Consider the following 220-nt stretch of genomic DNA (forward strand, 5'->3'; position numbering starts at 1 on the left):
CAGCCCGAACGGCCTCTTTATTTAGGGCCTTGTACGCTGACTGGCTGACAGCCTTCACGCCTCTATACGATCCATCGCGACCGAGCGTTAAATCCATCTCAACGCGGCCTTCTTGACTCCGCCGCATCGATACTCGCGGATACTGAACTGTGGTGTAAACAGCGATCATCAAACCTTCATGAAACTTAGCCAGGCGTTCACTGTATTCAGTGATACCTAT

The 220-nt window shown here is 51.4% G+C and carries 1 protein-coding gene; it reads right to left on the reverse strand.

Annotated features, from left to right (window positions below; genetic code table 11):
* A partial coding sequence (locus A3709_RS22635; protein ID WP_156507745.1) for a TonB family protein occupies positions 1–220 on the reverse strand: 220 nt, incomplete at both ends.

Source organism: Halioglobus sp. HI00S01, from assembly GCF_001635445.1.
Classification (GTDB): domain Bacteria; phylum Pseudomonadota; class Gammaproteobacteria; order Pseudomonadales; family Halieaceae; genus Halioglobus; species Halioglobus japonicus.